Genomic DNA, 13520 nt, shown 5'->3' on the forward strand with positions numbered 1-13520 from the left:
TAGCGCGTACCATCGCGAACCATGGCTGCTCATTAGAGAGGGGCAGTCACACCACGAAGCAAAGCAAAGACCTGTCGTGTGAGGCCACTCGACAGGTCTTTTGATTCCTGGAGAAATCTCGCTTCTCAGGCTCCACCTGCAAAGAGGCTTCCCTTCCGAGAAAATTATAGATAAAAACGATAATTATCTACAGACTCAGGGCAGGGGAACGTTTTGGATCAATCTTTCGACAAGCCAGTACATCAGGGACAGCATTCGAAGCCCGATTCTCGCACCACCTCCATTCAAGAAGCGAATTTTATCTATAATTTGCCATTCAACGATCTGCTTTATCGAGCCCAGACCGTTCACCGCGACAATTTCGACCCGAACGCCATCCAGATGAGCCGGCTTCTGTCGATCAAAACCGGTGGCTGCGCCGAGGACTGCGGCTATTGCAGCCAGTCTGCGCACTATCCGACCGGGCTGAAGGCCTCGAAGCTCATGGAGGTCGAGCGCGTGCTGACAGAGGCACGAAAGGCAAAGGAGAGCGGGGCGACGCGCTATTGCATGGGCGCAGCCTGGCGCAATCCCAAGGACCGCGACATGGATAGTCTCGTCGCCATGGTCGAGGGCGTCAGGGCGCTCGGCATGGAAACCTGCATGACCCTCGGCATGCTGACATCAGAACAATCCGCACGGCTCGCCGATGCCGGCCTCGATTACTACAATCACAATCTCGATACCTCCGAGCGCTTCTATTCGGAGATCATCACCACGCGCACTTTTGAGGACCGGCTGGAAACACTTGCCAATGTCCGGGATGCGGGCATCAAGGTCTGCGCAGGCGGGATACTTGGGATGGGAGAAACGGCAGAGGATCGCGTTTCGATGCTGGTTACGCTTGCCAACTTGCCTGCGGCACCGGAGAGCGTGCCGATCAACATGCTGATTCCGATCCCCGGCTCCAAGCTGGCGAATGCCGAGCCGATCGACCCGATCGAATTCGTCCGCACCATCGCGCTCGCGCGAATCCTGATGCCGACCTCGCATGTGCGCCTGTCTGCCGGCCGCACCGATATGAGTGACGAGTTGCAGGCGCTCTGTTTCTTTGCCGGGGCGAATTCTATCTTTGTCGGAGATACGCTCCTGACTGCGGATAATCCTGGCGAGGATCACGATACGGCTCTTTTCCGCCGGCTCGGCTTGAAGCCGATGGAACTGAAGAGATCACGATGAATTCTCCGGCACTCGCCCGCTACGAGGCTAAGCTTGCCGGTTTAACGCGTAGATCGCGGTTTCGCACTCTCGCCTCGCAGCAAGGCGTAGATTTCACCTCCAACGATTATCTCGGGCTAGCCAATGCCCCGCGTCTCAAGGCGGCGACAGCGGCCGCAATCGATCGCGGGGTTCCAGTGGGCGCGGGCGGATCCCGGTTGCTGCGGGGCAATCATCCCGAACATGAAGAACTCGAGGCGGAGGCTGCAGCGTTCTTCGGAGTGGAGAAGGCCCTTTATTTCAGCAATGGATTTGCGGCGAACGTCTCGCTCTTTTCAACCTTGCCGCAGCGCGACGACCTCATCGTCTACGACACGCTGATCCATGCGAGCGCCCGAGATGGCATTTCCGCAAGCAAAGCCGAGGCTTTGGCCGTCCCGCACAATGATGTGGGGGCCTTCGATGTAGCGATCCGGAATTGGCGGGCACGCGGCGGTAGAGGTTCTCCCTGGATCGCCGTCGAAAGCCTTTATTCGATGGACGGGGACCGAGCGAAGGTATCCGAGCTTGCGGAGCTCGCCGATAGGTACGAGGGATTTCTGGTCGTCGATGAGGCACACGCCACGGGCGTATTCGGTCCCGGAGGTCGCGGCCTTGCATCAGGCTTGGAAAGCCGCGGCAACGTGCTGGTGTTGCACACTTGCGGCAAGGCTATGGGAATGTCCGGCGCGCTTTTGGAGCTGCCGGCGGTTCTCGCCGACTATATGATCAATCGCGCGCGCAACTTCATCTATTCGACCGCGCCGTCTCCGTTAATCGCAGCCGGCGTGCGCGAGGCGTTGCGGATCATCGACACTGAGCCTGAGCGCCGCTTGCGCCTCAAAAACTTGATCGACTTTGCCGGCGAACAATTGAAATCGCAGCTCGGCATCGATCCCAGCGGTTCGCAAATCATGCCGGTCATCGTTGGCGACAATGACCGCGCGCTCCGAATTGCCGAGCGCATGCGGGCTGACGGTTTCGACGTAAGAGCCATTCGGCCGCCGACCGTGCCTGATGGAACCGCGCGTCTGAGAATTTCCATCACTCTCAACGTTGATGAGGACCAGATTGCTAGCATGGTCGAGCGACTTGCCGACGCGTTCGAGGGAGTGAAATCGTGATCCCGAGGTATGTCATCACCGGCACGGATACCGGCATCGGCAAGACGATCTTCTCGGCCGCGCTGACGGTCGCCCTGGATGCTTTTTATTGGAAGCCCGTGCAGTCGGGTCTCGATGAGGAGACCGATAGCGAGGCCGTGCTGCGGCTCTCAGGCGCGCCCAGAGGACGTATCCTGCCGGAGGCCTACCGGCTTGCGACACCCGCTTCGCCGCACCTCTCCGCCCGCATCGACGGTATCTCGATTGATGCCGACAGTCTTACTCCACCGCAAACCAGTGGCCCACTGGTTATCGAAGGGGCGGGCGGACTTCTGGTGCCGCTCTCAGACAAGATGGTCTTCGCCGATATTTTCGCCCGATGGCAGCTCCCAGCCATCCTGTGTGCCCGAACATCACTGGGTACGATCAACCATACGCTTCTGTCGCTCGAAGCGATGAAGCGCCGCGCTATTCCGATATTCGGCATTGCGTTCATCGGCGACGAAAACCACGAGACACAACGCATCATCATGGAAATGAGCGGGATTCGTTCACTTGGTCGCCTGCCGCCGCTTCCGGTCATAAATCATCTCACGCTTCGTCAGGCATTCCTGCAGAATTTCGATCTGGCGACCTTTGTCGAGGCATCGCAATGAACCGATCAGCGGTCTGGCACCCCTTCACACAACACGCACTCGAACCGCCGATGAAACGCATCGTATCGACGAAAGGCGCCTATCTCGTCGACGAGGAGGGCAAGCGCATTCTCGATGCCATTTCGTCATGGTGGGTCATTACGCATGGCCACCGGCATCCTGTAATCATGGAGGCAATTCGCGCTGCGACCGAGAGTTTCGACCAGATCATTTTCGCCGAGTTCTCGCACGAGCCGGCCGAGCGGCTCGCCAGCGGTTTGATCGAGATTGCTCCGCCCGGACTGAAGCATGTGTTTTATTCCGACAGCGGCTCCACCTCGGTCGAGGTGGCTATCAAAATGGCGCTCGGCTACTTCCACAATCAGGGCGAACCGCGCAATCGCATCGTGGTGATGGAGAACAGCTATCACGGTGATACGATCGGTACGATGTCGGCTGGGGAGCGCGGTGTTTTCAACGCCGCCTACGAGCCGCTATTGTTTGACGTGGATCGGATTCCCTTTCCAGAAAGGGGACATGAGCAAGACACGCTCGATCGGTTCGAGGCGTTCTGCCGCAAGGGACGCGTCGCGGCCTTGCTGATCGAGCCCCTGGTTCTCGGGGCCGGCGGGATGAGGACATACAGCCCGGCCGTCCTTGCAGGATTGAAGCATATCGCCGCGCGATATGGATGCCTTTTCATTGCCGACGAAGTGATGACTGGCTGGGGCCGGACCGGCACGATGTTCGCCTGTGAGCAGGCAGAGATCGTCCCTGACATCCTGTGTACATCCAAGGGACTGACCGGCGGCGCGATACCGCTCGCGGCCACGCTCTGCACCGCCGATATCTTTGACGCCCATCTGTCGACGGACAGACGGAAGACCTTCTTTCATTCGAGTTCTTACACCGCCAATCCGATCGCCTGCGCTGCGGCGGTCGCCAATCTCGAGATCTGGCGTAGTGAGCCGGTTCTGGATCGCGTTCGGAATCTTGAAGTCGCGCATCGGCAGATCCTGGCGCGATATGCCGAGGATGCGAGGTTCGACAACGTTCGGCAAATAGGGACGATTGCAGCACTCGATTTGTCAGTACCATCGTCCGGCTATCTGGCCGATGTTGGTCCGCGTATGCGCAGATTGTTCCGCGAGCGCGGCCTGCTCATCCGTCCGCTCGGCAACGTCCTTTACCTCATGCCGCCTTATTGCGTTACCGACGATGAGCTTGCGCGCGCCTATGAGGCCATCGACGAGGTGGCGTCAATCATCGGGAATAGCGTCTGATGGTCCCGAGCCCTTCTTCCCATATGGCCGGCTTCGGACACGCGGTGCCGACAAGATGCGTCGACAATGAGGAAATCGAAGCCCGCCTCGGGCTTGAGACAGGGTGGATCGAGCGCCGGACCGGTATCCGCACGCGCTATTGGGCCGAGGACGGCGAAACGTTGAGCGGCCTTGCTGCGGCAGCCGGGCAGATGGCGCTCGATGATGCGGCGCTCACCCGGTCGGACGTCGCACTGACGCTACTCGCTACCTCAACGCCCGACCATCTTCTGCCGCCATCGGCGCCGCTGCTCGCGCACAAGCTGGGTCTTGAAAAATCCGGTGCGATCGATCTTGCGGGTGCCTGCTCCGGGTTTCTTTATGCACTCACGCTGGCAGATGGCTTCGTAAAAGCACATGGCTGCCCGGTGCTGGTGGTGGCTGCCAATATCCTCAGCCGCCGCATCAATCCTGCCGAAAGGGCAAGCGCCGTACTTTTCGCCGATGCGGCAGGCGCAGTCGTGCTCGTGCCGGATCGAGATATCAAGCGCGGCCTTCTCTCTGCGGATCTTTCGTCGGATGGCAGTGGCTATGATCTGATCCAGATACCAGCCGGCGGCAGCAATCGGCCTTTTTCCGCGGAGATCGGTGCGGTCGAATTTCTGATGACGATGCGGAACGGGCGCGAGGTTTTTTCTCGCGCGGTCGATCTGATGACTAGGACGTCGCGGAAGGCGATGGAACAGGCAGGCGTGTCCGCGGGGGATATCGACTGCTTCATACCCCATCAAGCCAATGCGCGAATGTTCGACGCAGTTTGCGACAATCTCGGCATCGAGAAAGCCACGATCGTCAGGACGATCGAAACCTACGGCAATTCATCCGCGGCAACCATCCCGCTGTCCCTGTCTCTTGCCAACCGCGAAACGAGATTCGCCGAGGGTGAAACTTTGCTTTTGACCGCTGCCGGCGCGGGCCTTTCGGGAGGATCCGTGATCATTCGGGCTTAGGGTCGGGCGGCGTTGTCCAATACCTTGCCGAAACTGGCCCGATATCTCTTGCTATCCAGCTGTGAGATGCATTCCGCTGTCGATGACAAGGCACTGACCGGTCACTCTTGTCGCCCGGTCGGTCAACCAGAGAATGGCGTCGGCGATGTCTAGCGCATCTGGAATGCTGTGGAGCGGCGCGGCTGCGATCAAGCCCTCTTTGAAAACCCTGTAGGATTCCTCGTCGTGCCAGGCGAGCGCCCATGTCGTATCGACGAAGCCGGGGCAGACCGCATTGACGCGGATTGCCGGCGCCAGCGTCCGCGCCAATCCGATCGTCATGGTGTTGACCGCACCCTTTGAGGCGGCATAGGCAAGCGACGAGCCATCGCCGGAGAAGGCCGAATCCGAAGACACGTTCACGATGGAACCGCTGTCGGTCTGCTTGAGAAAGGGGACGGCAGCGCGGATCATCTGATAGGTGCCGGTCACATTGACGCTGAAGATATGTTGGAAATCCACGGCGTTCGATGCGGCGAGATCAGCCGCCGGGGCATGGCGCGTCACACCGGCATTGTTGACCAAGGCATCGATGCGGCCGAAGCGCCCGAGGGCAGCATCGACGATCGCCCGGCACGCTTCATCATCGGCAATATCGCCGACAGCGGTGATCGCTTCGCCGCCTTCTGCCCTGCATTGCTCGGCAACGGCCTCGGCGCCATCGCGATTGCGGCTATAATTGATGACGACGTCATAGCCCGCGCGGGCAAGGGCGCGGGACGTCGCCGCCCCGATGCCGGACCCCCCGCCGGTGATAACCGCGCATTTTCTCTGGCTATCCGCCATGGGTTATCTCCTCAAGACCTGATCCGCCGGCCGTCGCTGTCAAACAGACACACCTTGGCAGTGTCGATCGCCAGGCAGACCTGTTGTCCGGGTTGAAGGTGCAGGCGTTCGTGCGCGGTAAGGGCAATCTGCTGGGCGCCTGCCTGGACGATCACTTCAGTCGAAGCGCCGGTCGGCTCGATGATGTAGATCGTGCCGGGAACGCCCTCATCCGAAAGCCGAATGTGTTCCGGCCGGATGCCGTAGGACACTTTCTGGCCGTCGACGACATCAGAGACGGGCAGAGCAAGTCTCACGCCGTCCTCCGTTTCGAATGCCCCGGCACTGATCTTCCCTTCAATGAGGTTCATGGCGGGCGAGCCGATGAATTGTGCGACGAAGATATTCGCCGGATCGTCATAGAGCTCGAGAGGGACACCGGCCTGCTCGACGACACCGGAACGCATGACGACGATCCGATCCGCCATGGTCATCGCTTCGACCTGATCATGCGTGACATAGACCGTCGTGGTCTTCAGCCGCTGATGCAGGGCCTTGATCTCCGCCCGCATCTGGACGCGCAGTTTCGCATCGAGGTTGGACAGCGGCTCGTCGAACAGAAATACCTTGGGGTCGCGCACGATCGCCCTCCCCATGGCAACGCGCTGGCGCTGGCCGCCGGAAAGCTGCCTCGGATAGCGTTCCAGCAGGTCGCCGAGGCCAAGGATTGCGGCGGCCCGTTTCACCTTGGCGTCGATCTCCGGCTTCGGCACTTTCTTCAGCGAGAGGGCGAACTCCATGTTCTGCCGGATAGTCATATGCGGATAGAGAGCGTAGTTTTGGAATACCATGGCGATATCGCGCGATTTTGGCGCGACGTCGTTGATCACCTTTCCCGCTATTTCGATTTCGCCGCCGGTGATCTCTTCCAGACCCGCGATCATCCTTAGAAGCGTCGATTTTCCGCAACCGGAAGGGCCGACGAGAACGACGAACTCGCCATCGGGAATATCGACCGAAATGTCCTTGATGATGCTGGTCTGGGCATAGCTCTTGCTGACATTGCGAATTTGGACAGAGCTCATGGAACTTCCTTGTTGGGCAACCTACTTCACCGCGCCTTGCGTGATGCCGGCGATGAATTGCTTGGAGAGGACGATATAAAGCAGCGTGATCGGCAGCGCCGCGAGCGTCAAGCCCGTGAACATGACGCCCCAATCGGTGGTGAATTCGCCGATGAAGACGGTAAGCCCCTGCGGCAATGTCTTCAGGTCATCGGAGGTGATCAGGATCAGCGGGAAGAAGAAGTCATTCCAGATCGGGACGGCGTTCTGGATCATCACGATGACCATCGCGGGCTTTGCCAGAGGCAGCATGATGCGAAGCATGATCAACAATTCGCTCGCACCGTCCATGCGGGCGGATTCTTCCAGTTCGCGCGGCAAGGTCCGCAGAAAGCCGGTGAGGATGAAGACGGCCGACGGCAGTCCCATTGCAACATAGACAAGGACGAGACCGGCATAGGTGTCGATCAGATGCAAGGCGTTGAGCTGGATGAAGAGCGGAATGATCGCAAGCTTCAGAGGCACCGTCATGCCGCTGATGAAGAACATCAGCACGGCGCCTCCAAGCCGGAACTCGTAGCGCGCAATCGCATAGGCCGCCATCGTGCCGAAGATCAGGATCAGCGCGATCGAAGCAAATGTAACGCCAAAGGAATTCAGCATGTAGCGAAGGAAATTCGTCTGGTCCCAGACCTTCTGCAGGTTTGCGAAGGAAAGGCTGTTCGGCAATGCGAAGGGCGAACTGAAGATCTCCGCATTTGTCTTGAAAGCCGAAAGCACCATGACAAAGAGCGGATAGAGCATGATCAGCGCATTCAGCGCGAGCAGCGCCTGAATGAAGCCGTTCTTCACCCACTCGTTGGAATTGTTCATGTCTTGTCTCGCAGGGTTGAAAGGGACGACAGCAAGGCCCGATCTCTAGAGCTGAATTTCGCGGCGGCGAAGGAAACGCAAGGCAACGAACGAAAAGCCGGCCACGAAGATGAACATCAGGACCGCGAGGGCGCTACCCTGCCCGAAATCCTGGATCCCGTTCGTCACGCTGCCGAATGCCGTGCGGTAGAAATAGAGACCCAGAACGTCGGTCGAACCGCCAGGCGAACCGGTGAGGCCGGCCATGACATAAGGGATTTCAAACCAGTTGAAGCTGCCAATGAAGGTCAGGATGCAGACGATCGTGACGCTCGGCGCGATCAGCGGCCAGATGATGCGTCGCAAGAGAACATAGTCGCCGGCGCCGTCCAGACGGGCGGCCTCGATCACTTCCGCGGAAATCCGCTGCATGCCGGCAAGAAGGACGAGCGTCGGGAAACCGAGCCAGTGCCAGATATTGGCAAATATGATGCTGCCGAGCGCCGTGTTTTCATTGCCAAGCCAGGCTGGCCCCTGAATGTGAACAAGTGCCAGTGCGCCGTTCACCAGACCGAAGATCGGGTTCAGGAAAAGCTTCCAGAGAAAGCCGACAATGACCGAAGACAGAACGACCGGCAGGAAGACGATCACCTGGTGAATGCGATGTCCCGGCAGGCCCTTCAGCAGTGCGAAGGCAACGAGAAAGGCCGTGCCATTTTCAAAAATCATCAGCGAGACGAAAACGATGACGTTATGCCAGAAGGCATTGTAGGTCCAACCGCTATAGGGCTCTTCGAACAGCACCTTTCGGAAGTTTTCGAGACCGATGAAATGCGACGGCAACAGACCATTGAAGTCGTAGAACGCGAAGCGCAGGGCCGACAAGAGCGGCCATACGACAAAGAGCGTCATGACGGTCAGGGCCGGCAGCAGCAGGAAGAGAATCCACAACGACCGGCGCCGCGGCCAAAAGGATCTGGAGCGGCGGCGGTCGTTGCTCATCTTACTTCCCCTGGAAAGGCTTGTACCACTTGGCGAGACCGTTGGTGAGGTCGGCGCCGAGCTGGTCCGGCGTAATCGATCCACTCATCATCTTCGTAATGTCGGTCTGCAGCAACTCGGAACCGGTCGGCTTTTCGAAACGGAAGTAGACCACGTTGATATGCGGCATGGCCGTCTCGTTGAGCTTGGCAACCTCGGCAAGCAGCGGGTCCTTCACTTCGACGCCCTTGATCGGCGAGATATTCCCGAGAAGAGCGGTGAACTTGTCGCCGAATTCCTTGGTACCCATCCAGGCCACCAATTTCAGGGCAGCTTCCTTGTTCGGTGAGGCGGCATTGACGGCGTAGCCACCATCGAAGAACTTCGTCGCCTGCGGAATATCACCGGCCTTGGCGGCTGGCGGGGCGACAAAATCCATGTCGAGCTGCGGATTCTGGCTCTTGTAGGTGGCGATGTCGAAGCTGCCGCCGGCAAGCATGGCCGCGCGCCCGCTGACGAAAAGCTGACCCGCGGTATCGTAATCAACGCCTTCGAAGCCGGTCGGCATGTAGTCGCGCAGCTCAAGCAGTTTGTTGAGCGCCGCGATATAGCGCGGGTCCTTGAAGGTTGCCTTGCCGGTCTTCAGATCCGAGACGAAATCCTGTCCGAGGAACGGGCCGGTGAAAGCGGCGACGAACATTTCGTTGAACCAGCTGGTGCCGAGGCCGTTTGCCAGCGGAGTGATGCCCTTTTCCTTCAGCGCCTTGGATACGGTGATGAACTCATCCCAGGTGGTCGGCGGCGTCAGGCCGGCCTTCTGGAAAACGTCCTTGTTGATGAACAGGCCGAGGGTCTGAGATGCGAAGGGGAGAGAATAAACCTGGCCGTCGCCACGGTAGGTGCCGGCAAGCAACGCGTCGGCCGACATATTGGCGAGCGAGGGCATGTTCGAGCTGTCTTGCTTGACGAAGTAGCCGGATTTTACGAATTGCTCCAGCCAGCCATAAGCGTGGGTGTGAATGACGTCGCCGCCCTTGCCGCCCGCAAGCGCAGTGGAGACGATCGTCGGATAATTCTCGTCCGGGAAGGATTCGAACTTCACGTGGATGTCCGGATTTTCCTTTGTGAAATCGGAAAACAGCTCGTTGTAAGCAGCCTTGTCTTCCTGGCGCCATGTCCAGAAAGAGATGTCAGTCGCGTAGGTAAGGGGCGCCGAAACACCCCAGGCGATTGTCGCTGCGGTCAGCAGCCCTGCGATCGATGTCAGTTTCATTGTGCTCCCCTTTTTTCGTTCTAGAGCATGTCCACGATCATTAACAAATCATAGTTCTTGCGTTCTGGCTAGATAGTTTGTAAATTTGCCGAACTATATTTTTATTCACAGGCGCCAGACCATATGAAGCAAGCTGACCTCATTGCAGGGATCGATATCGGCGGGACAAAAACGCACGTCCTCATCAAGGACGCGAACCGCGTTATCGCGGACAAGGTGGTCCCCTCTTCCGACTGGCGCGTATGGGAGCGCGAAAAGGATGCCGTGGCGCTTGCCGCGCTCATCAAGGAGATTGCCGGCGGCAAACTCTGTGCAACGGCAATCGGCGCGCATGGTTGCGACACTGATGAGCACTGCAAGCAACTGGAAGCCGACCTCGCTTCCGGCCTTGAGGGAAGAATAAAGGTCGTCAACGATTCTGAACTGCTCGTTCCGGCAGCGGGTTTCGTCTCCGGTATCGGCGTCGTCTCCGGGACCGGTTCGATCGCGGTTGCCCGCACGGCAAACGATGAAATGCTTGTGGCCGGCGGATGGGGTTGGATCCTCGGAGATGAAGGTGGTGCCGCAGCCCTCGTCAGGGAGGCAGCCCGTGCCATTCGCGGCGCGATCGATCTCGGCCAGATGGACGACCCTCTGATAGCGGAATTGATGGCAAAGCTTGAGACAGAAGATGCAACCAAAATCGGCCGGCTTTTGAACGCTACCCGAAGCGCTGCCATCTGGGGCGGATATGCAGATGCGGTGTTCGATGCCGCGCGGCAAGGGTCGGCACTCGCAAATCGGGTGATCCGCGAGGGCGCGGATGCGCTCGCCGGTCTTATCGGGGTCCTGATCAGCCGTGGAGCGGATGCGAGCCACGTGGTGATCGGCGGCGGCGTTGTCGTCGAACAACCCCTGCTCTTCGACGCATTCGTCGCCGCCATGTCGAAAGTATCGCCGGCGAGCGAGATCACGCTGCTGCGGGCGCCGCCTGTCAACGGAGCGCTCGCCATAGCTGAACGCCTTCGCGCCGAGATTCGTGAAATGGAGAAATTCAATGGCAAATGAACGGATAGGCTATCGCAGCGCGGTTGCCCGCCAGCCCGAGAGCCTTGCGCACGGTCTCAAGATCGTGACGGCCGCATTGGAGACGATCGATATCCGGCCGTTCCGGGGCAAGTCGATCGGTTTTGCGGGAATCGGGGCGAGCTATCAGGCGGCCATGGTCGGCGCCAGTTACCTGCGGCTGCTCGGTATTCCGTCTTTTGCCTATTGCCCGACGGACCTCTATGAAGCCGTGGACAGCGCTGCGCAGGCTTTCGTGGCGCTCTCGGCCTCGGGCCAGAGCAAGGAGATTTCCGATGTCATGGCGCTGCGGGCTCTTATGCCCCGCATTGCGATTTGCAGGAGCGCCGAAAACCCGCTTGCGGAACTGACCGGCGCCGTCATTCCGAGCGGTTCGGGAGCGGACAACGGAGCAAGCTCGACGGGCTATACCGGCATGGTGCTTGCGATCGGACTTCTCTGCGATGCCCTTGCGGGCAAGACCTTCAGCGGATGGGCCGATCTGCCGGCGGCTGTTGGCCAAATGCTGCAATCAACGCGCAATATGGCCAACGCCGCCGCGGCAAGCCTGCAAGCCTGCAGCTCGATCGATCTGGTCGGTGCCCGCGCCGGATTTGCGACTGCCGGCGAAGGCGCCATGCTGATCCGGGAAGCTGTGCGCATTCCCGCGGCCGGCTGGGATACGATGAACTATCTTCACGGGCCGATGGAGTCGCAGGACAGCCGTACCGGTGTGATCGCTTTCGGCAACGGCCGCGAGGTGAAAATCGCAGAAGATATGGCAGGCTTCGGCTGCCCATCCGTTTTGATCACCGATCGATCCGACGTGCCTCACCGCCCGAACCTTACGGTCATCACCGTTCCGGGGTTCGACAATCCCGTGGCCGACGCGATCATCCAGATCGTCGCGCTCCAGATGATTGTCGGCGACATGCAGGATTCGGCGGGACTGACCGACATCACGTTTCGCTACAGACAGACCGACACGAAACTAAAGGCGTGGTCGCCGACGGAGGTCTAAGATTTAGCCGAACGACGGCTGCGGCTCGTCGCCCACAGCCTCGTTCGAGGAGAGAACAACGGTCGCATCCGGCGTTTCTCCGAGAATTGTTGCCAGGGCATAGTGGGCCGCCAGCCGTGTCGCGCCGATAACCGTACCATTCGCGCCAAGGGTGCTGCTGGCAATTTCCGTTGCCCAGGTCAGCTCACGCGAAACATGCCGGACCTCCTCCAGGATGAATGGATTCTGCCCAACACCGCCACCGAGCACCACCAGACCCGGATCGAACAAACCGATGCAACCAGCCACCATTCGTCCAATATCGGCAGCGTGCTTATTGACCCAGACCAGGGCTTCCTTTTCGCCCTGCTCGGCCCGGTCGAAGAGCTCCCTTGCCGATGCCGGAGGTTCGTTCGTCGACCAGCCGGCGATGCAGCGCTCCATCAAAGCATCGGAGCCGAGGTAATGTTCAATGCCTTCGCGTTCCGGGACCTCGTTTGCAGACCAGGGGAAAGGTATGCGGCCAGCCTCGCCGGCCGCACCGTTGAAACCGCGAAACAATTTGCCGCCGATCACGATGCCGAGACCGATGCGAACGCCGACCTGAAGGAATATGAAGATATCGCGGCCTTTCGCGACGCCATTGTGGAGTTCGCCAAAGGCCGCGCAATTGACGTTGTTTTCAAGCAGGATCGGTGCATCGACCGAGTGGCGCAGCCGCTGCAGCACCGCTTCGGGGGAGCGGCGCTTGTTCTGGCCGAGCCGGCTTTTCGAGACGATACGCGGAACCGCAACCGCGATGCTGCGGAGAACCTGGCCGCGACTGCCGACGGCAAGGATGGCCGCTTTGGCCGCTTCATCGACGATAGAGGCTATCTCTTCGATGGTGGCACGCTGCTGCTTGCCGATCTTCAGTTCGACGGCGGCAAGCGGACTTCCGTCAAGCCCTTGCGCGACCGCACGCACCTGCGCCACACCGACATCGATACCGATGACATAGCCGGCGGCAGGGCCGAGCGCATAGACCGCCGCCGAGCGGCCCATGGCGCCCTGCTGCGAACCGATCGGCGCAACCAGACCAAGCGCGCCGAGCTCGTTCATGACGGCGGTCATCGTCGGCTTGGACAGATTGAGAATTGCCCCGAGCCGCGGGCGGGTAATCGGCCCCGAGGACGCAACCACACGCAAGACCTGGCGCGAGCTTTCCGTCAGGGAGGGAATGGAACTGAGGGGCATCCTGGCTCTTTTCGATGGAA

Annotated in this window: 13 protein-coding genes; 7 read left to right on the forward strand and 6 right to left on the reverse strand. The window is 59.6% G+C overall.

The features are described 5' to 3' along the window. The first annotated feature begins 282 nt into the window (after positions 1-282). The 5 genes from bioB to DTW90_RS16780 are packed head-to-tail and all read left to right on the forward strand — an operon-like array spanning position 283 to position 5246. Complete coding sequence (gene bioB / locus DTW90_RS16760) at positions 283-1218, forward strand: biotin synthase BioB (protein ID WP_246664968.1); 936 nt, start codon at positions 283-285, stop codon at positions 1216-1218. Further along, complete coding sequence (locus tag DTW90_RS16765) at positions 1215-2360, forward strand: 8-amino-7-oxononanoate synthase (protein WP_149339691.1); 1146 nt, start codon at positions 1215-1217, stop codon at positions 2358-2360. Before bioB ends, DTW90_RS16765 begins: the two co-directional genes overlap by 4 nt. Then, on the forward strand, positions 2357-2995 hold the full coding sequence (gene bioD / locus DTW90_RS16770) for a dethiobiotin synthase (protein WP_132523125.1): 639 nt from the start codon (positions 2357-2359) through the stop codon (positions 2993-2995). Before DTW90_RS16765 ends, bioD begins: the two co-directional genes overlap by 4 nt. Further along, positions 2992-4257, forward strand: coding sequence for an adenosylmethionine--8-amino-7-oxononanoate transaminase (locus DTW90_RS16775; RefSeq protein WP_132523123.1), 1266 nt, complete (start codon positions 2992-2994; stop codon positions 4255-4257). Before bioD ends, DTW90_RS16775 begins: the two co-directional genes overlap by 4 nt. Further along, positions 4257-5246, forward strand: a complete 990-nt coding sequence (locus DTW90_RS16780) for a beta-ketoacyl-ACP synthase III (RefSeq protein WP_245512684.1) — start codon at positions 4257-4259, stop codon at positions 5244-5246. The genes DTW90_RS16775 and DTW90_RS16780 overlap by 1 nt, the downstream gene beginning before the upstream one ends. Before the next feature lie 51 nt (positions 5247-5297). On the opposite strand, the gene DTW90_RS16785 is transcribed toward DTW90_RS16780, so the two are convergent. The 5 genes from DTW90_RS16785 to DTW90_RS16805 are packed head-to-tail and all read right to left on the reverse strand — an operon-like array spanning position 5298 to position 10220. Further along, positions 5298-6071 carry an SDR family oxidoreductase gene (locus DTW90_RS16785; RefSeq protein WP_132523121.1) on the reverse strand — a complete coding sequence of 258 codons (774 nt, stop codon included), beginning with the start codon at positions 6069-6071 and terminating at the stop codon, positions 5298-5300. A gap of 11 nt (positions 6072-6082) precedes the next feature. Next, entirely contained in the window at positions 6083-7135 is a 1053-nt protein-coding gene (gene ugpC, locus DTW90_RS16790) for a sn-glycerol-3-phosphate ABC transporter ATP-binding protein UgpC (protein ID WP_132523119.1), read from the reverse strand. A gap of 21 nt (positions 7136-7156) precedes the next feature. Beyond that, a complete protein-coding gene (locus DTW90_RS16795) occupies positions 7157-7987 on the reverse strand; it encodes a carbohydrate ABC transporter permease (protein ID WP_132523117.1) in 831 nt (276 codons plus the stop codon). Positions 7988-8032: 45 nt separating this feature from the next. After that, entirely contained in the window at positions 8033-8968 is a 936-nt protein-coding gene (locus DTW90_RS16800; RefSeq protein ID WP_132523115.1) for a sugar ABC transporter permease, read from the reverse strand. A gap of 1 nt (position 8969) precedes the next feature. After that, the gene (locus DTW90_RS16805; RefSeq protein WP_132523113.1) at positions 8970-10220 is read right to left on the reverse strand and encodes an extracellular solute-binding protein; all 1251 of its coding nucleotides are present in this window, start codon (positions 10218-10220) and stop codon (positions 8970-8972) included. A gap of 123 nt (positions 10221-10343) precedes the next feature. On the opposite strand from DTW90_RS16805, the gene DTW90_RS16810 reads away from it, so the two are divergent. Continuing rightward, complete coding sequence (locus DTW90_RS16810; protein ID WP_132523111.1) at positions 10344-11267, forward strand: BadF/BadG/BcrA/BcrD ATPase family protein; 924 nt, start codon at positions 10344-10346, stop codon at positions 11265-11267. Continuing rightward, positions 11257-12285, forward strand: a complete 1029-nt coding sequence (locus tag DTW90_RS16815) for a sugar isomerase (protein WP_149339693.1) — start codon at positions 11257-11259, stop codon at positions 12283-12285. Before DTW90_RS16810 ends, DTW90_RS16815 begins: the two co-directional genes overlap by 11 nt. Positions 12286-12288: 3 nt before the next feature. On the opposite strand, the gene DTW90_RS16820 is transcribed toward DTW90_RS16815, so the two are convergent. After that, a complete protein-coding gene (locus DTW90_RS16820) occupies positions 12289-13500 on the reverse strand; it encodes an ROK family transcriptional regulator (protein WP_149339695.1) in 1212 nt (403 codons plus the stop codon). Between the last annotated feature and the right edge of the window lie 20 nt (positions 13501-13520).

The organism is Neorhizobium sp. P12A (assembly GCF_008365395.1).
GTDB lineage: Bacteria > Pseudomonadota > Alphaproteobacteria > Rhizobiales > Rhizobiaceae > Rhizobium.

Excerpts from the sequence above, each read along its gene's own strand:
- DTW90_RS16805 (WP_132523113.1), bottom strand. The coding sequence starts at position 10,220 with ATGAAACTGACATCGATCGCAGGGCTGCTGACCGCAGCGACAATCGCC.
- DTW90_RS16775 (WP_132523123.1), top strand. The coding sequence starts at position 2,992 with ATGAACCGATCAGCGGTCTGGCACCCCTTCACACAACACGCACTCGAA.
- DTW90_RS16815 (WP_149339693.1), top strand. The coding sequence starts at position 11,257 with ATGGCAAATGAACGGATAGGCTATCGCAGCGCGGTTGCCCGCCAGCCC.
- ugpC (WP_132523119.1), bottom strand. The coding sequence starts at position 7,135 with ATGAGCTCTGTCCAAATTCGCAATGTCAGCAAGAGCTATGCCCAGACC.
- DTW90_RS16820 (WP_149339695.1), bottom strand. The coding sequence starts at position 13,500 with ATGCCCCTCAGTTCCATTCCCTCCCTGACGGAAAGCTCGCGCCAGGTC.
- DTW90_RS16800 (WP_132523115.1), bottom strand. The coding sequence starts at position 8,968 with ATGAGCAACGACCGCCGCCGCTCCAGATCCTTTTGGCCGCGGCGCCGG.
- DTW90_RS16795 (WP_132523117.1), bottom strand. The coding sequence starts at position 7,987 with ATGAACAATTCCAACGAGTGGGTGAAGAACGGCTTCATTCAGGCGCTG.
- DTW90_RS16765 (WP_149339691.1), top strand. The coding sequence starts at position 1,215 with ATGAATTCTCCGGCACTCGCCCGCTACGAGGCTAAGCTTGCCGGTTTA.
- DTW90_RS16810 (WP_132523111.1), top strand. The coding sequence starts at position 10,344 with ATGAAGCAAGCTGACCTCATTGCAGGGATCGATATCGGCGGGACAAAA.
- DTW90_RS16780 (WP_245512684.1), top strand. The coding sequence starts at position 4,257 with ATGGTCCCGAGCCCTTCTTCCCATATGGCCGGCTTCGGACACGCGGTG.
- DTW90_RS16785 (WP_132523121.1), bottom strand. The coding sequence starts at position 6,071 with ATGGCGGATAGCCAGAGAAAATGCGCGGTTATCACCGGCGGGGGGTCC.